Annotated in this window: 16 protein-coding genes; 8 read left to right on the top strand and 8 right to left on the bottom strand. The window is 68.3% G+C overall.

Annotated elements, in window-relative coordinates:
• Positions 1 to 18: 18 nt before the first annotated feature.
• Positions 19 to 1,860: a chloride channel protein gene (locus ACN8HC_RS08965; protein WP_490074484.1), complete on the top strand. Its 1,842-nt coding sequence runs from the start codon at positions 19 to 21 to the stop codon at positions 1,858 to 1,860.
• A 90-nt stretch (positions 1,861 to 1,950) separates the two neighbouring features.
• Here the strand turns inward: ACN8HC_RS08965 and ACN8HC_RS08960 are convergent, their stop codons facing one another.
• From ACN8HC_RS08960 to ACN8HC_RS08950, 3 genes are read right to left on the bottom strand one after another with little or no spacing between them, the layout of a single operon-like run.
• Complete coding sequence (locus ACN8HC_RS08960; RefSeq protein WP_490074483.1) at positions 1,951 to 3,069, bottom strand: ABC transporter substrate-binding protein; 1,119 nt, start codon at positions 3,067 to 3,069, stop codon at positions 1,951 to 1,953.
• 56 nt (positions 3,070 to 3,125) lie between these two features.
• Positions 3,126 to 4,016 carry an ABC transporter permease gene (locus ACN8HC_RS08955; RefSeq protein WP_490074482.1) on the bottom strand — a complete coding sequence of 297 codons (891 nt, stop codon included), beginning with the start codon at positions 4,014 to 4,016 and terminating at the stop codon, positions 3,126 to 3,128.
• Positions 4,013 to 4,861 carry an ABC transporter ATP-binding protein gene (locus ACN8HC_RS08950; RefSeq protein WP_490074481.1) on the bottom strand — a complete coding sequence of 283 codons (849 nt, stop codon included), beginning with the start codon at positions 4,859 to 4,861 and terminating at the stop codon, positions 4,013 to 4,015. The genes ACN8HC_RS08955 and ACN8HC_RS08950 overlap by 4 nt, the downstream gene beginning before the upstream one ends.
• A gap of 167 nt (positions 4,862 to 5,028) precedes the next feature.
• On the opposite strand from ACN8HC_RS08950, the gene ACN8HC_RS08945 reads away from it, so the two are divergent.
• Both ACN8HC_RS08945 and ACN8HC_RS08940 read left to right on the top strand, forming a co-directional pair.
• Positions 5,029 to 6,642, top strand: coding sequence for an ATP-binding protein (locus ACN8HC_RS08945; RefSeq protein WP_490074480.1), 1,614 nt, complete (start codon positions 5,029 to 5,031; stop codon positions 6,640 to 6,642).
• Entirely contained in the window at positions 6,639 to 7,334 is a 696-nt protein-coding gene (locus tag ACN8HC_RS08940; RefSeq protein WP_490074479.1) for a response regulator transcription factor, read from the top strand. The genes ACN8HC_RS08945 and ACN8HC_RS08940 overlap by 4 nt, the downstream gene beginning before the upstream one ends.
• Before the next feature lie 22 nt (positions 7,335 to 7,356).
• On the opposite strand, the gene nagB is transcribed toward ACN8HC_RS08940, so the two are convergent.
• The 3 genes from nagB to ACN8HC_RS08925 are packed head-to-tail and all read right to left on the bottom strand — an operon-like array spanning position 7,357 to position 9,834.
• Positions 7,357 to 8,148: a glucosamine-6-phosphate deaminase gene (gene nagB / locus ACN8HC_RS08935; protein ID WP_490074527.1), complete on the bottom strand. Its 792-nt coding sequence runs from the start codon at positions 8,146 to 8,148 to the stop codon at positions 7,357 to 7,359.
• Positions 8,149 to 8,173: 25 nt separating this feature from the next.
• Complete coding sequence (gene mmuM, locus ACN8HC_RS08930) at positions 8,174 to 9,067, bottom strand: homocysteine S-methyltransferase (protein WP_490074478.1); 894 nt, start codon at positions 9,065 to 9,067, stop codon at positions 8,174 to 8,176.
• Positions 9,064 to 9,834, bottom strand: a complete 771-nt coding sequence (locus ACN8HC_RS08925) for a type 1 glutamine amidotransferase (protein ID WP_490074477.1) — start codon at positions 9,832 to 9,834, stop codon at positions 9,064 to 9,066. The genes mmuM and ACN8HC_RS08925 overlap by 4 nt, the downstream gene beginning before the upstream one ends.
• 238 nt (positions 9,835 to 10,072) lie before the next feature.
• Between ACN8HC_RS08925 and ACN8HC_RS08920 the strand changes: the two genes are divergently transcribed.
• Positions 10,073 to 11,422, top strand: coding sequence for a S53 family peptidase (locus ACN8HC_RS08920; protein ID WP_490074476.1), 1,350 nt, complete (start codon positions 10,073 to 10,075; stop codon positions 11,420 to 11,422).
• A gap of 85 nt (positions 11,423 to 11,507) precedes the next feature.
• Here ACN8HC_RS08920 and ACN8HC_RS08915 read toward each other — a convergent pair whose 3' ends face one another.
• On the bottom strand, positions 11,508 to 11,663 hold the full coding sequence (locus ACN8HC_RS08915) for a DUF6131 family protein (RefSeq protein ID WP_490074475.1): 156 nt from the start codon (positions 11,661 to 11,663) through the stop codon (positions 11,508 to 11,510).
• A gap of 226 nt (positions 11,664 to 11,889) precedes the next feature.
• Here ACN8HC_RS08915 and ACN8HC_RS08910 point away from each other — a divergent pair, with 226 nt between their 5' ends.
• Positions 11,890 to 12,330, top strand: a complete 441-nt coding sequence (locus ACN8HC_RS08910) for a DUF3040 domain-containing protein (protein WP_490074474.1) — start codon at positions 11,890 to 11,892, stop codon at positions 12,328 to 12,330.
• Between the two features lie 10 nt (positions 12,331 to 12,340).
• On the opposite strand, the gene ACN8HC_RS08905 is transcribed toward ACN8HC_RS08910, so the two are convergent.
• Positions 12,341 to 12,940, bottom strand: coding sequence for a hemerythrin domain-containing protein (locus ACN8HC_RS08905; protein WP_490074473.1), 600 nt, complete (start codon positions 12,938 to 12,940; stop codon positions 12,341 to 12,343).
• Positions 12,941 to 13,068: 128 nt separating this feature from the next.
• Between ACN8HC_RS08905 and gntA the strand changes: the two genes are divergently transcribed.
• From gntA to ACN8HC_RS08890, 3 genes are read left to right on the top strand one after another with little or no spacing between them, the layout of a single operon-like run.
• The gene (gene gntA / locus ACN8HC_RS08900; protein ID WP_490074472.1) at positions 13,069 to 13,806 is read left to right on the top strand and encodes a guanitoxin biosynthesis heme-dependent pre-guanitoxin N-hydroxylase GntA; all 738 of its coding nucleotides are present in this window, start codon (positions 13,069 to 13,071) and stop codon (positions 13,804 to 13,806) included.
• Complete coding sequence (locus tag ACN8HC_RS08895) at positions 13,806 to 14,399, top strand: DUF1989 domain-containing protein (protein WP_490074471.1); 594 nt, start codon at positions 13,806 to 13,808, stop codon at positions 14,397 to 14,399. Before gntA ends, ACN8HC_RS08895 begins: the two co-directional genes overlap by 1 nt.
• Positions 14,399 to 15,415, top strand: a complete 1,017-nt coding sequence (locus tag ACN8HC_RS08890; protein WP_490074470.1) for a glycosyltransferase family 2 protein — start codon at positions 14,399 to 14,401, stop codon at positions 15,413 to 15,415. Before ACN8HC_RS08895 ends, ACN8HC_RS08890 begins: the two co-directional genes overlap by 1 nt.
• The last annotated feature ends 60 nt before the right edge of the window (positions 15,416 to 15,475 follow it).

The following is a 15,475-nucleotide window of genomic DNA, read 5'->3' as shown; positions in this document are numbered from 1 at the left end:
ACCGACAGAGAGTGACCCTTGAGCTCCACGCAGCCCATTGCGCCGAATGACGTCCCACGCGACGTGCACCACCTGGGCGACTTCCGCGCGACTCCACGTCTCGTGGTCATCGCCGCCCTCGCCATACCCGTCGGGGCCATCGCCGCAGTCGTCGCCTGGGCGCTGCTGCGGCTCATCGGGCTGATCACCAATGCCGTGTTCTACCAGCGGGTCAGCACGCAGCTCGTCGCGCCCGGTGGGGGTCACGACCGCTGGTATGTCGTGCTGCTCGCGCCGGTGGTCGGTGGCCTCGTCATCGGCTTCATGGCCCGCTACGGGTCGGAGAAGATCCGCGGTCACGGCATGCCCGAGGCGATCGAGGCGATCCTGCTCGGCGGCAGCAAGGTGCAGCCGCGCGTCGCGGTGCTCAAGCCGATATCGTCCGCGATCGCCATCGGCACCGGCGGCCCCTTCGGCGCCGAGGGGCCGATCATCATGACCGGTGGGGCGATCGGCTCCCTCTTCGCCCAGTTCCTCCGCCTCACCGCCGACGAGCGCAAGACGCTGCTCGTCGCCGGCGCCGCGGGCGGTATGGCGGCAACCTTCAACACGCCGTTCGCGGCGATCATGCTGGCCGTCGAGCTGCTGCTGTTCGAATGGCGACCGCGCAGTTATGTCCCGGTCGCGACGGCCGTGTGCATCGCCACCGTCATCCGGCACCCGTTGCTGGGCAGCGGGGTGCTCTTCCCGGTGCACGGCGCCCTGCATATCACGCCGTTCGCCGAGCTGCTGTGTGTCGTGAGCGGCATCATCGCCGGTCTGCTCGCGATCGCCGCGACCATCCTCGTCTACGCAGCGGAGGACGGCTTCCGCCGCCTGCCGGTGCACTGGATGTGGTGGCCGGCCATCGGCGGCGTGATCATCGGCATCGGCGGTCTGATCGTGCCCCAGGCACTCGGCGTCGGCTACAACATCATCGGCGCCGAGCTCGACGGCAGCATCACCACCAGCTTGGTGATCGGCATCCTGGTCGTGAAGACGCTCATCTGGTCGCTCTCGCTCGGCTCCGGCACCTCCGGCGGCGTGCTCGCCCCGATGTTCATGATCGGCGGCGCGCTCGGCGCCCTCGAGGCGCACATCTTCCCGCATGTCGGAGCCGGCTTCTGGGCGCTCGTGGCGCTCGCCGGCGTGCTCGGCGGCGTCATGCGGTCACCGTTCACAGGAGTCATCTTCGCGCTGGAGCTGACCGGTCGCTTCGACGCCATACTCCCGTTGATCATCGGTGCCTCAACGGCTTTCGCGCTGTCCACCTTGCTGCTGAAGCGGTCGGTGCTCACCGAGAAGATCGCGCGCCGCGGCTACCACCTGACGCGTGAGTATGACGTCGACCCGCTCGAGATCTACTTCGTCGGCGAGGTGATGTCACGCGACATCCTCAGCTACGAGAGCGACCTGTCGGCGGCCGAAGCGCTGGCGGTCATCTCCGGCACCGAGCCGGACAAGGTCGAGACCCGCAGGCAGATGCTTTACCCCGTCGTCGAGGACACGGACACGCTCGTGGGGGTCGTGACCCGCACCCAGCTGGAGACGGCCGTCCACCAGGGCGCCGGCGACCGTCCGGTGCAGGAGTTGTGCATCACCGCCCCGATCGTCACGCATTCCGACCAGACCCTGCGGGAGACGGCAAATGCCATGGCTGCCAACGCTGTCGACAAGATGCCGGTGGTCGACCGCGAGGACTCCACCCGCCTCGTCGGCTTGGTGTCGTTGACCATGCTGCTCGAGGGGCGCGTGCGCGACGTGCGCGAGGCCCAGGAGTCGGAGCGGGTCCTGCGGCTGCGCGTCGCCCGGCCCAGCTGGTTCGGCCGCCAGCCGCGCTGACGCAACCACGTCAAGAGCCGGACAGCACGGTGTCCTGCAGATGGTGCGCCATACCGCACCATCTGCAGGACACGAGTGTGACCAGGCCGATCAGCCGGCGGCACCCGCCGGAGTCGTGGTCGTCTTGAAGCCCTCGAGCTTGTTCGCCTTCTCCGCGTAGCTGTTGGTGAAGGTGTTGGACAGCGTCACCTTGCTGGTGTCGACCCCGATCAGCTTCTCCATCGCCAGAACGGTCTTCGGACCGCCCGCCGGCATGATGCCGTCCGGAAGGAACTGGCCCTTGTCGGTCTTCAGTCCGGCGATGTACTGCGCCTTGGTGATCGTGCTGTTCTGCACGAAGTCCTTGGGCAGTGCGTTCGCGATGTCGGCTGCCGAGTGGGTCGCGATCCAGTGCATGGTGGCAACCAGCGCGTCGACGACAGCCTGCGCGGCTGCCGGGTGGTCCTTGGCCCACTTGGCCTGGGTCAGCAAGCCGGCAGCCGGCCAGGCACCGCCGAGAGCGGCGGTGGCGCCCTTCGTCGTCGCCAGGTCGATCACCGAGGTGGCCAGCTTCTGCTGTTCCAGAGCCCCCACGGTCGGCTGCGTCGTCATCACACAAGCAGCCGTATGGCGCTGAATGGCGGCGATGGCCGTGGAACCGGCACCGACCCCGAGCGTGTGGTACTGGTTGTGCTTGATGCCGGCCTTGGCGGCGATGAACTGGGTCAGTTCGTCGGTGCCGGAGCCGATGTCGGTGACGCCGAGCGTCTTGCCCTTGAAGTCCGCCGCGGAGTGGACGCCGCTGTTCACGCCGCACATCTCGCGCTCACCGGGAGCGCCGGACAACTGGACCAGGTTGATGACGTCCTGTCCCTTGGCCTGGAAATCGATGGTGTGGATGTACCACGCGCCGGCGAGGTCCACCTGGCCGGAAGCCATCGCCTGCTCGGCGCCGACACCACCGTTGGTCTCGGTGGAGAGCTTCACGTTGACGCCGTACTTCTTGTAGAAGCCGAGGTTCTGCGCCAACTGGTACGGCAGATAGATCTGCTTGTCGATGCCACCGACCATCAAGCTGACGGTGGGGATCTTGCCGTGGGAAGAAGCGCCGGAGCTGTTGCTGCTCCCTCCCGAGGCGGCGGACCCTCCTCCGCTGCTGCCCCCGGAACAGGCGCTCACTCCGAGGGTGAGGGCCACCGCGGCCGCGAGGCCGATAGCGGACTTGTACATGTGTTTTCCTTTCGTTGGTATGACGAGTCGTGGTATGTCGATGCGTCGGCGCCGGGTCAGATGACCTGCGTCTCGGAGCGGCTCGGCGGTCGCCAGCCGAGGACGCGCTTCTCCAGCAGCGTGAGCAACAGTTCGGCGATCAGCGTGACGATGGAGATGACGAGCATGCAGGCGAAGACGGTGTCCATGTCGAAGGTGTTCATGGCGTGACTGATGAGCAGTCCCATCCCGTGCTGGGCGCCGAGGATCTCGCCGACGAGCGCACCGATGATCGCGAATCCGAAGGACGTGTGCAGGCTCGCGATGATCCAGGTCAGTGCCGACGGGATGGTGACATGCCGCGCCATCTGCAACGGCGAGGCGCCGAGCACGCGGATGTTCGCGACGAGGTTCTGGTCGACCTCACGGACACCCTGGAAGGCGTTGAAGAACACGATGAAGAACACCAGGACCGCGGCGAGCAATGCCTTCGGGAACATCCCCAGGCCGAAGGCGACCAGGAAGATCGCGCCGAGGATGATCCGGGGGATGGAGTTGACGATCTTGATGTACGGGCCGAACACCTCGGCGAGATAGCGGTTCAGGCCCAACAGAACGCCCAGGACGATGCCCGCGGCGGTGCCGATCAGGAAGCCGTAGAGCGCCTCCTGCACGGTGACCCACAGGTTGTCCCAGAGCGAGCCGAACGGCGTGCCATCGGCTCCTCCGGTGACCATGTGGACGAGGCTCTGCCAGATGCCGGTCGGCTGACCGTAGAAGAACTTCTTGACCAGTCCGATGTCGGTGAACCATTGCCAGCCGCCGATCACCACGACGAGCAGCACGAGCCGGCCCAGCCAGACCAGGGCTACCCGGCGTTTCCGCGCCCGCAGGGCCGCAGACCGGATCGCGGCTTCCGACTGCTCGGCGGTGCCAGGCACGGGGGACTTCGCAGCGATCGAGCTCATGCCGCACCTGCCGTCTGCGCGTAGGCGCGGTCGACTTCGTCCTTGAGCGATGCCCAGATCTGGTCCTGCAACTCCAGGAACCGCTTTTCGTGACGGATGGCTTGCACCTCTCCTCGTGGCCGGGGCAGGTCGATGTCGAACGCCTGCTTGATGGAGCCGGGGCTGCTGGTCATGACCAGCACCTTGTCGGCGAGGGCGACGGCCTCGTCCAGGTCGTGGGTGATGAACAGAACGGACGGACGGACCTGCTCCCACAGACCGAGCAGCTCGGTCTGCATGATCGCCTTCGTCTGCACGTCCAGTGCACCGAACGGCTCGTCCATCAACAGGATCCGCGGCTCGTTGATCAGCGCAGCTGCCATGGCGACGCGCTTGCGCATGCCACCGGACAGCTGGTGGGGGTAACGGTCCTCGAAGCCGGCGAGGCCGACCCGGCGCAGCCAGTCGCGGGCGAGGGTGATCGCCTGCTTCTTGTGCATGCCGGCCAGCGTCGGCCCGATCATGACGTTGCCGAGCACGCTCTTCCAGGGGAACAGCGCGTCGGCCTGGAACATGAAGCTGACGCCCTTGGTGATGCCGGTGACCGGCCGGCCACCGACCTTCACCGACCCGGCGCTGGGTCGCTCCAGCCCGGACACCTGTCCGAGCGTGGTCGACTTGCCACAGCCGGTCGGTCCGACGATCGCGCAGAACTGCCCAGGCTCGACGGTGAAGGTGACATCGCGGATGGCGGTGAACGGTTCGCCGGTGGGGGTGATGTAGCGCTTCGTGAGTCCGGTGATCTCGATCCGGGCGGCGTCATCGCTGTCCGGTAGCGGCGCGCCCGGCGTTTTCCTGCCGGTCATGTGTTGCTCCTTTCGTCGTGCTGAACACCGACCGTAGGAAGTGACCGGCGTCACGTCGCTGTTGCGAAAGAAGCTCGCGATTGGGCTCTTAGATGCACATTTAGCGCGTTGTGCTCACCGCTGCGGGCCTTGTCGGCTTTCAGAGTCCGAGGCGACAATGAACGCAAATGCGATACCGGATGCGGCGGCTCTCCAGCCAGATCTTCGTGGCGCAGCTGCTCATTCTGACGGCGACGACGCTCGTTGGATTCCTGCTGTTCGCCCGCGCCGAACGACAGCATCTGGACAACCAGTTCGAGGCCCGGGCGGCCGCGATCGCCGAAGCCGCCGCGGGTGTGCCGCGCATCCGCAGTTGTATGGCGCACGAGACGCCCGGCTGTGCGTCCGCGATCCAGTCCATTGCCTCCGGCATCGCCGATCGATCCGGCGCGTCATACGTCGTCATCATCGACATGCACCGGGTCCGCCACTCCCACCCCGACCCCGCGCTGATCGGGCAGCAGGTCACCGAGCCGATCTACACGATCGACGGCAAGGTGCACACCGGTGTGGACAACGGCAGCACCGGGCCATCGGCGAACGGCCGGGTGCCGCTCTACGGGCCGGACGGCGGAATGGTGGGGGAGGTGTCCGCCGGCATCAAGGAGAGCTCGGTCTCGAGTGCCCTGTGGCATGAACTCCCTTCATACGCAGTATGGTTCGCGATCGCGCTCGGGATGGGCGCGGTGGCGTCCTGGCTACTGGCGCGGCGGCTGAAGCGCCGTACCTTCGGGCTGGAACTCGACGAGATCGCGCATCTGCTGCAGGAGCGAGAAGCCACGCTGCACGGTATCCGCGAAGGTGTGATCGCATTCGACGCCGACGGGCGGGTCACCGTCGTCAACGACGAGGCGCAGCGGTTGCTCGGGCTTCCGGTGGGCGCCGTCGGCCACCGGCTCGAAGAACGTATGCCGGAGGGCCGCCTGCGCGACGTGCTCACCGGAGGGTCAACCCGGCCGGACGACATCGTCTTCACCGACGACCACTGCCTGATCGTCAACCGGATGCCGGTCTGCATTGCGGGCATCTCGCACGGCGCAGTCGTCACCCTCCGCGACCGCACGGAGGTCACCGGCTTGCTGCAGGAGCTGGACGGCGTGCGCGGGCTGACCGACTCGCTGCGCGCCCAGCAACACGAGTTCACCAACCGGATGCACACCGTCGCCGGCATGCTGGAGCTCGGATTGTCGGACGAGGCACTGCAATTCGTGCTCGAGGTGCAGGGAACGTCGGTGGATTTCGACAACGTGCTGCGGACTCACATCGGCTCGCACCAGATCGTCGGGCTGCTGCTCGGCAAGGGTGCCGAGGCCAGCGAGCGCGGCATCGAGCTGATCATCGATCCGCGCACCCGGCTGGGTGAAGTGCCCGAGAAGGTCCAGGCGCTCACGACCATTCTCGGCAACCTGATCGACAACGCTTTCGACGCGCTCGCTGTGGTCCCTGCGCCCCGCCGCGTCACCGTCGCCGTCGTGGAGGACGACGACGCGGTGTCGGTGGTCGTGGGCGACAACGGCCCCGGCGTGCCGTCGGGCTCGCGGGAGCTCGTGCTGCAGGACGGCTACAGCACGAAGACGTCCACTCGGGACCGTGCCCGCGGGCTCGGGCTCGCGCTGGTCCATCGGCAGGTGACGCGAATGGGCGGCAGTATCGAAGTGTCCGACGGTCCGGGCGCGTGCTTCTCCGTCCGGTTGCCGCGCCGTGCGCCTCGGGAAGCATTCACCGCGGACGGTCCGGTATGACGAACGACGCGCTCAGCGTGCTGGTGGTCGACGACGACTACCGAGTGGCCGACATCCACGCGGCGATGGTCTCGCGCGTGCCGGGTTTCGCGGTGGTCGGAACCGCTCACGGAGCGGTCGAGGCGTTCACGATGGCCCGGGCGAGCGAGCCGGACCTGGTGCTCATGGACATCTACCTGCCGGACGGCAACGGACTCGAGGTCGTGAGATCGTTGCGCGGAGAGCCGGATCCGCCGGACGTGATCGTGATCTCGGCAGCGCGGGACACCGACGCGATCCGGGACGCGATGCGGCTGGGCGCGGTGCACTATCTGGTCAAGCCGTTCGGTTTCAAGGCCCTCACCGAGCGGCTCACGGCATACCAGCGGATGCGGCAGCAGCTGTCCGATCTGCCGGACAACGCCCGGCAGACCGACGTCGACGAGTTGTTCGGACTGCTACGGCCGCCGACGGCAGTGGCGCCGCCACCGGCCAAGGGTCACTCGGCGGCCACCCTGGAACTGGTGCTCAAGGCCGTCCGCGGATCGACCTCGGACCTGTCGGCGACCGAGGTCGCCGACGAGATCGGGATCAGCCGGGCGACCGCCCAGCGCTACCTCAGCTATCTGGAGCAGCGCGGCATGCTGAAGCTGCAGCTGCGCTACGGGTCGGCCGGCCGCCCCGAGCACCGCTACCGGGCGGCGCGCGAGTGACGCGAGGAGCTGCGGCAGAGACTCAATCCCGATCGAAGCGTTGCCAGTCCGGCTTGTTGAGATACGTGTAGCGGTAGTAGTCGCGCAGCTGCAGCTTCGACGCGGCGAGGTCGTCGACGACGACAGCGGCGTGCTCGTGCAGTTGCAGCGCCGACGCCGGGACGAACGAGCTGAGGGGTCCTTCGACAGCGGCGGCGATCGCGTCCGCCTTGCCCTCACCCTGGGCGACCAGCACCAGCTCACGAGCGTCCAGGATGGTGCCGAGCCCCTGCGTCATACAGTGTGTCGGCACGTCGTCGAGTGAGTCGAAGAAGCGCGAATTGTCTTCTCGTGTCTGGGGAGCGAGCGTTTTGATCCGGGTGCGGGACGCGAAGGACGACGTCGGTTCGTTGAAGCCGATGTGCCCGTTGGCGCCGATGCCCAGGATCTGCAGGTCGACGCCGCCGGCAGCGGCGATCGCGCTGTCGTAGGAGCGGGCGGCGAACTCGGGATCGGCCGCTCGCCCGTCGGGAACGTGGACGCGATCCGGGCTGAAGCCGAGCGGCTCCACCACGTCACGGCGGATCACGCTGAGGTAGGACTGCGGGTGATCGGCCGGGATCCCGAGGTATTCGTCGAGCGCGAACCCGCGCGCCGCGGCGAACGACAACCCCTCGCTGTCGACGCGCCGCTTCAGGTCGGCGTAGATGCCCTGCGGGCTGGAGCCGGTCGCGAGGCCGATCACCGCCGTGGGCTTCGAGGTGACCAGCGCCGCGATCTTGGCTGCGGCGACGCGGCCGACCTCGGCTGCGGTGGGCAGGATGATGACTTCGATGGCGATGCTCCGTTCGGGTGAAGGGTCAGCTCACGTGCGCCGCGAGCACGGCGATGTCGGAGGGGCCGAGGCCGCAACAGCCGCCGATGTATGACGCCCCGGCCGCGATCCACTCGTCCACGAGTCCCAGGTCCAGCGGGGCGCCCTCCGACCAGGTCTTTGTGGCACTGTCCCAGCCGCCGCCGCGGTTGGGGTAGGCGACCGCCGGCAGTCCGGTCGTCGCGACCGCGGTCTGCACGGCGCCCAGAACGTCTTGCGGAGCAGAGCAATTCACTCCGGCAGCGATCAGCGACCGATGCCCGGCGAGAGCGGCATACGCCTCGCCCAGCGGTTGCCCCGCGCACGTGGTCCGGCCGCGGACCGAGTAGCTGAACCAGGCGGGGAGCCCGAGCTCGTCGAGCAGCTCCACCAGGACGAGCGCCTCGTCGAGGTCCGGAATGGTTTCGACGGCGAGCAGGTCGGGTGCCGCGGCGGCGAGGAGCTCCAGCCGTGGAGCGTGGAATTCCCGGAGCTGTGCGGGAGTCAAGCCGTATCGGCCACGGTATTCGGATCCGTCCGCGAGCGTTGCGCCATACGGCCCGACCGAGGCGGCGACCTGCAATGGTGTTGCAGCGCCGGTGAGTTGGTCGCGCACCTCGGCCGCGAGGCGCACGCCACGAGTGATCAGCCGCTCCGCTTCTCCGCGGTCGTATCCGCCCGCGACGAAGCCGGCGACACTCGCCTGGTAGGTCGCGGTGGTGGCGACCTCGGCGCCCGCACGGAAGAAGTCGCGGTGCGCCTGTGCGATGGCGTCCGGGCGCTCCGCGAGCAGCCGCGCGGTCCACAGCTCGGTGCTCAGGTCCGCGCCGCGCAGCTCCAGCGCGGTGGACAGACCGCCGTCGAGGACCACCGGAGTCGGAGTGGCGGGCAAGGCTGTCACCGGGCGACCGGCTCACTCGCCGGGTTGTCGGCCCGGTCAACAGCCGCGAGGACGGTCGCGGCGAACCGGGTCGCCAGCGTGGCGGCGACCTGTTGCACGGCAGGGTCGGCAGTCGTCAGGTCGTCGATCCCGCGCGTGACCCGCCGCGCCTCGTCGGCATCAGTGCTGGTGTGGGTGGCCGCCCATGCCGCATAGGTGGTGGGCGCGATCTCGGGGTGGAACTGCACGCCCCACGCCTGGGGAGCCGCCAGGAACGCCTGGTGCGGGTAGGTCTGCCCGGTGCCGAGCAGCACCGAGTCCTCGGGCAGCACTGCGATGGCGTCGCCGTGCATGGAGGGGACCGGAATGTCGGGCCCGAGACCGTCGAAGAGCGGGTCGCCCGCTGCCTCGGCCGTCAGTGTGACGGCGACGAGCCCGGCCTCGGTCCCGGACGCCCCTGTGACGACGTTGCCGCCAAGGGACTGCGCCAGCAGCTGGGCGCCGAGACAGATGCCGAGCGTCGGCCGATCGTGCTGCACCGCGTCGCGATAGAGCGCCCGAATGTCCTCGAGCCACGGGTACTCGGCGTCATCGTTGGAGCTCATGTCGCCGCCGAGCACGATCAGTCCGTCGGCCGCCAGCCGCGCCGGGACGGCGTCCCCGAGGTAGGGCCGCACGGTGCGCAGCGCGATGCCGTGCTCGGTCAGCCAGCCCTCGAACCGGCCGAGCGGGTCGTCGTCGCATGGCTGGATGACCAGGACCTCGGCTGCGGTCGGCTGCGTCGTCATGGCGGGTCCTTCCGGTATGGCGGGCCGCTCGCGGAAGCGGCGGCTGGAGCCATCATCCCGCCCCGGCCGGAAGGCCGTGCACCGGCAACGGTTCCGGTTCACCGTAGGCGATCTCGGCGAATCGCCCCGGCGTGCTGGCCTGCGGGTATAGGTTGCCGATGCGCCGGCCAACCCCGAGCCGCGCACAGGTAACGACTGAGCCGCCCGTCGGGTGTCGCTCAGGACGGAGGACCCATTCATGACCCACACCTCATCCCGCACCGGACGCAAGGCTGCCGCCCTCCTGGCGATGGCCGGGTCCGCTGCTCTCGCCGTGGCGGCTGCCGCACCTGGCACCGCCGCGCCCGCCGCGCGCACTGCCTCGGGAGCGATGACCCCGGCGGTCGGCGCCCAGCCGCACCACAAACGGGTCGGCGCCGCCGGTCCCACGGGCACGGTGTTCAGCTGCCAAACGACCGTCCCGGCCAGCTGCTACGGTCCCGCACAGATGCGGGCGGCATACGGCTTCGACAAGCTCGCCGCCCAGGGCCTGGACGGACGCGGTCGCACGATCGTCATCGTCGACTCTTATTCCAGCCCCTCACTGGTCAAGGACCTCACCGTCTTCAACACGCTCTTCGGGTTGCCTGCTGCCGACCTGCAGCAGATCGCCCCGGACGGGCTCACGCCCTTCGATCCCCAGGACCCCAACCAGGTCAGCTGGCAGGGCGAGATCACCCTGGACGTCGAATGGGCGCACGCCATCGCACCGGCCGCGAAAATCAAGCTGGTGTTGGCCAGGTCCAACAACGACGCCGACATTCTCTCGGCCACGAAGTACGCCGTCGACAACAACATCGGCGACGTCATCTCGCAGAGCTTCGGTGAAGCCGAGCAATGCATGGACCCGGCGCTGATCGCGGGGCAGCACCGGATCTTCGATGCGGCGACGGCCAAGGGCATCACCCTGCTCGCCTCGTCCGGTGACCAGGGCTCGGCGCAGCCGACCTGTGACGGCGCATCGTTCTTCAAGGCGGCGAGCACGCCGGCGACCGACCCCAACGTCACGGCCGTCGGCGGCACCCGCCTCGACGCGGACGGCATCACCGGCGCCTATCACGGCGAAACCGTCTGGAACGAGCCGAATTTCGAAGCGGCCGGCGGCGGCGGGTTCTCGGTGCTGTATGGCACACCGCCATACCAGAAGGGCAACCTGCACCTGCCGTCTCGTGGTGTGCCGGACGTCGCCTACAACGCGGCCATCATCGGCGGGGTTCTCACGGTCTACTCACCGGGCGGTTCCGGCCAGGCCGTTTACCTGTTCGGCGGGACGAGTGCGGGTTCTCCGCAGTGGGCGGGCCTGGTGGCGCTCGCCGACCAGGGCGCTGCGGGTCGGATCGGAGCGATGAACCAGACGCTCTATGCGCTGTCGCACTCCAAGAAGAACTATGCGAACGACTTCCATGACGTGACCGCGGGCGACAACCACTACCCGGGCACCCCTGTCGTTTCCGGGTTCTCGGCGACGCGGGGCTGGGACGCCGCGAGCGGCCTCGGCACCCCCGATGCGGGCGCACTCGTCCCGGCGTTGATCCAGCACGCGGACTGACGTTCCACGGCCGCCGAGAGGCGGTTGTCGTCGTTCCCCGGCACGTACGACGACAACCGCACCCTCTCGGCGGCCCTGCGGACCGTCAGTACCAGTGGGCGCGTCCGCCGATCGCGCGTCCGGTGGCACCCAGGAGGGCGAGGATCAGGCCGATTACCAGCAGCACGATGCCGATCCACCACAGGACCGGGATGCCGACGATGAAGCCGATGATGATGAGGATGATCCCGAGAATGATCATGTCTCTCTCCTTCAGTGATGCCCGTCGGCGCCGGGGTGCGCCGCAACGGGGTCAGAGAGGGAAAATACCCCATCGGCAGATCGCGCAAACCTCTTTGCCGGCAATGCGATTCGGCCCAGAATGGAAAGTAACCCAGCCGGCCGGGTCGGACGGTGGGTCGCTACCCGATTCGGTGCCCCCGCTTTCGGGTATGCCGCAGCCGATTGGTGGATGAGGAGGGCGCGCGATGGGCCTGACGCCGCATGAAGAACGGCAAATTCATGAGATCGAGGCGTCGCTGCTGGACAGCGACCCCGGGTTCGCCCAGCGGATGAACCGGCTGCTGCGTCCGCGGCGAAAGCTCATGGTCGGTGCGGTGTGCCTGCTGGTCGGCGGTGTGGCGTTGGGAGTGTCCCGGCCGGAGAACCCGGTCGTGAGTGTGGCGTGCACCGCGCTCGTGGCGTTCCTCGCCGGCTGGTGTTTCGGTCGGGTGGGGACGCTCGACCCCAGGAGCTGGCCACGGTACGCCCGCAGCGGCACTCTGCGCGGGACGCGCGTCCTGATGAGGTGGGCGCGAGCGGTGGTGCGGCCGGCGCGTGGCCTGGGGCAGCTGCTCCTGCAGCTACCTCGGCTGGTTCTGCAGCTGCCGCGACGGGCGCTGCAACTGCTGCGCCGCCGGCACCAGTAGCGCGTCGTCGTCAGCTCGAGGCTGACTCGCCAGCAGTCTTCGAGTGCTCCTGGGGGCCGGGGGACTTCTCTGCGGCCGACGGCTTGTCGCCCGACTCCTCGTGCTCCTCCACGTACTTGTCCGGGTCCTTGTCGGCCGGCTTGACGCCCGACGTAGCGTTCATCGCCTCCAGCCGCAGGAACTGGATCGCGATGTCGTGCCGCAACTGGAGACTGGTCTGCTGCCGGAAATCCGCGAGATCCTGCCGTTCCTCCTCACCCATGTGCGTGCTGTTGTGCACGTTGCAGTCGATGACGGCTGTCCACCACTCGTCGGTCCCGGTCTTGCACCGGTCGGCCTTGCGGATCGCCGCGCGGATCTCGTTGTGGTCGTGCACCGCGTCCTGGGTCTCCTCCTGGGCATCCTTGGCATCCGCCGCGCCCGTGCCGAGCTTGAGCAGCTCCGGGTAGAAGTAGCGCTCCTCCGCCTCCGCGTGGTTCTCCAGCAGGATCGCGAGCCGGCGCCACATCGCCGCCAGACCCTCGGTGTCGTCACGTGGCCATTCCTCCAGGGCCGCGAAGCCACGGCGCTGCTCTTCGTGCTGCTGCTGAATGATCTCTGTGATGTCCATGCCGAAGGGCTACCCGCTTCGCTTCCCCGCCAAGCATCGGCGGGACGCGGCTCAAATGCTCGGCAACGAGTGGCATTTCGCCCCACGGGGTACTCCGGTGACCACTTGAGCGTGAGGAGAGCATGCCCATGACAGCTGAGCCAACCGTTGCCGATGCGCCACACACGACGTGGACGCCTCGGCCGCCGGACGATGCCGACGCCGCCGAGCTCGCGGAGGCGTTCCGCCGGATGATCCTGCATCCCGACTATCCGTGCCTCGGCGCGCGGTCCGTCATGAACCGGCATCGCGCCTCGGTGCTCGTGCTGCCACGCCTCGGATCGCGCGACGCCGGACGACAACTGCTCGGCGCGCTGACCGAGTTCGCCGCGACAACGGACGTCGACGACGGGTTCGCCTCCTTCGTCGCGATCTTCCGACAGCCCGAGCGCACCGACGAAGAAGGCTTCGAGCGTCTGCTGTGGCGGCAGCTGCAGTGCATTGCCGACGCCGACAGCGCACCGTGGAGCGGCCTGGTGTCGGACGACCCGGACGATCCGCACTTCTCGTTCAGCGCGGGCGGCACGCCATACTTCGTCGTCGGACTGCACCCCGATGCCTCGCGCGTCGCGCGCCGCGCGCCTTGGCCGACGTTGGTGTTCAACCTGCACGAGCAGTTCGAGAAGCTCCGTGCAGAGGGAACTTTCCCCACGATGCGCAAGCGCATCCGGGAGCGGGACAGCCGTTTGCAAGGCTGCCCGAATCCGATGGTGGAGGACTTCGGTGATGCGTCGGAGGCGCGGCAGTACTCCGGCCGCGCCGTCGACCGGGGGTGGACGGCGGACGCGAACTTCGCGTCGGCGCGGCACGAAACGGAGGTGGAGTGATGCACCGACTCGAACCCCAGACGGGAGCCGGGGTGCGACTGCGCGCAGGGGACCGGCTGGTGTTCGTGGACCCCACCGGGGGGCAGGTCAGCGACCTCTTCTGTGTCGCCGGCGACGGGGGAGACGACTGGCTGAGCAACGGCCGCAGCATCGACTACGGCAACAAGATCTACTTCTCCACGGGTGACACCCTCTACAGCAACCTCAGCCGGCCCATGCTGACGATCGAGGAGGACACCTGCGGCCGGCACGACTTCCTGCTGACGCCGTGCAGTCAGGCGACGTTCGACCTGCTCTATCCCGATCTCCAGGGCGCGAGTCACCCGAGTTGTTACGACAATCTGGTCGGTGCGCTGGGTCCCTTCGGCGTGCCTGCGGGGATGATCTCGACCACGTTCAACATCTTCATGAACGTGTGGTTCGAAGCCGATGGCGCCATGCACATCGACCCGCCGACCTCGCAAGCCGGCGACCGGTTCGTCGTCCGGGCGGAGATGGACCTGCTGGTCGGAGTGACGGCGTGTTCGGCGGAGAAGTCGAACGGCGGCGTCTGCAAACCCATCGACTTCGAGGTGATCGAACAGGTTGGCTGATGTCCACGAGGTACGAGCTGGAGTACGTCCTCCCGCTGGCCTGGAGCCGCGAGACCAGTTTGCGGGATGCGGACCGGCTCGGTTGCTATCTGCGCCTGCTCGCCGAGGTGGTGGACGTGACGGTCGTCGATGGATCACCTGCTGACCTCTTCGACCGTCATCACGAGCGGTGGGCCGGCGCCGTCCGTCACGTGCGTCCCGCGCCGCGCCACGGGGCGAACGGGAAGGTGGCGGGCGTCGTCACCGGAGTGCAGCTGGCCCGCCATGATCGGGTGATCGTCGCCGACGACGACGTGCGGTATGACGCCGCCGCGCTCGCCCTCATGGCGCGCGCCCTGGAGACCGCCGACATCGTGCGCCCGCAATGCGTGTACAACAGCGGAAGCTGGTGTGCCCAATGGGATTCCGCGCGGATCCTGGTCAACCGCTCCGTCGGTCACGACTATCCCGGAACGTACGGCGTTCGCACCGCGACCTTCCGGCAAGCGGGTGGTTACGACGGTGACGCGCTCTTCGAAAACCTCGAGATGGTGCGCACTTTGCTGGTCGCGGGCGCCGTCGTCAGCGACCGTCCGGATCTCTTCGTGCGCCGCGCCGCACCAACGCCCGCACAGTTCTGGAGCCAGCGCATCCGCCAGGCCTATGACAGCTTCGCTCAACCGGGGCGTCTGCTGGGCGAGTGCGCGCTGCTTCCGGCATTCGTGCTCAGCGTCCGCGCACGGCCGCGGCTGATCGCCCTCTGGGTGGCGGCACCCGTGCTGCTGGCCGAGATCGGCCGCCGGCGGCACCGCGGGCGGACGGAGTTCGGCTGGACGTGCTCACTGTGGGCGCCGGTCTGGGTGGCGGAGCGCGCCGTGTGCGTATGGCTCGCGACCTGGCAGCGGCTCCGGGGTGGAGTGCGGTACCGCGGTCGCCGGGTCCGGCTGGCGGCGCACTCGACCGCGCAGTTGCGGGCTCGCCGGCTAGACACCCAGCAGCGTTCTCCGCTACCAAAAAATCCGTCCGCTCCGGGTTAGTGCTGGACCGTCGCGGGTATGGCGTGGCGACGCCGCTGAAGCGCTTCGCCGGCCGAGCCG

The organism is Flexivirga sp. YIM B11880 (assembly GCF_058148645.1).
The sequence above is the reverse complement of the archived record's forward strand: the minus strand, read 5'-3'. Positions and strand labels throughout refer to the sequence as shown.

Bases quoted from the DNA above. Each gene is read 5' to 3' on its own strand.
- ACN8HC_RS08955 (WP_490074482.1), bottom strand. From the start codon at position 4,016: ATGAGCTCGATCGCTGCGAAGTCCCCCGTGCCTGGCACCGCCGAGCAG.
- gntA (WP_490074472.1), top strand. From the start codon at position 13,069: ATGACAGCTGAGCCAACCGTTGCCGATGCGCCACACACGACGTGGACG.
- ACN8HC_RS08950 (WP_490074481.1), bottom strand. From the start codon at position 4,861: ATGACCGGCAGGAAAACGCCGGGCGCGCCGCTACCGGACAGCGATGAC.
- ACN8HC_RS08925 (WP_490074477.1), bottom strand. From the start codon at position 9,834: ATGACGACGCAGCCGACCGCAGCCGAGGTCCTGGTCATCCAGCCATGC.
- ACN8HC_RS08960 (WP_490074483.1), bottom strand. From the start codon at position 3,069: ATGTACAAGTCCGCTATCGGCCTCGCGGCCGCGGTGGCCCTCACCCTC.
- ACN8HC_RS08945 (WP_490074480.1), top strand. From the start codon at position 5,029: ATGCGATACCGGATGCGGCGGCTCTCCAGCCAGATCTTCGTGGCGCAG.
- ACN8HC_RS08890 (WP_490074470.1), top strand. From the start codon at position 14,399: ATGTCCACGAGGTACGAGCTGGAGTACGTCCTCCCGCTGGCCTGGAGC.
- ACN8HC_RS08895 (WP_490074471.1), top strand. From the start codon at position 13,806: ATGCACCGACTCGAACCCCAGACGGGAGCCGGGGTGCGACTGCGCGCA.
- ACN8HC_RS08905 (WP_490074473.1), bottom strand. From the start codon at position 12,940: ATGGACATCACAGAGATCATTCAGCAGCAGCACGAAGAGCAGCGCCGT.
- ACN8HC_RS08920 (WP_490074476.1), top strand. From the start codon at position 10,073: ATGACCCACACCTCATCCCGCACCGGACGCAAGGCTGCCGCCCTCCTG.
- ACN8HC_RS08915 (WP_490074475.1), bottom strand. From the start codon at position 11,663: ATGATCATTCTCGGGATCATCCTCATCATCATCGGCTTCATCGTCGGC.
- ACN8HC_RS08940 (WP_490074479.1), top strand. From the start codon at position 6,639: ATGACGAACGACGCGCTCAGCGTGCTGGTGGTCGACGACGACTACCGA.
- ACN8HC_RS08910 (WP_490074474.1), top strand. From the start codon at position 11,890: ATGGGCCTGACGCCGCATGAAGAACGGCAAATTCATGAGATCGAGGCG.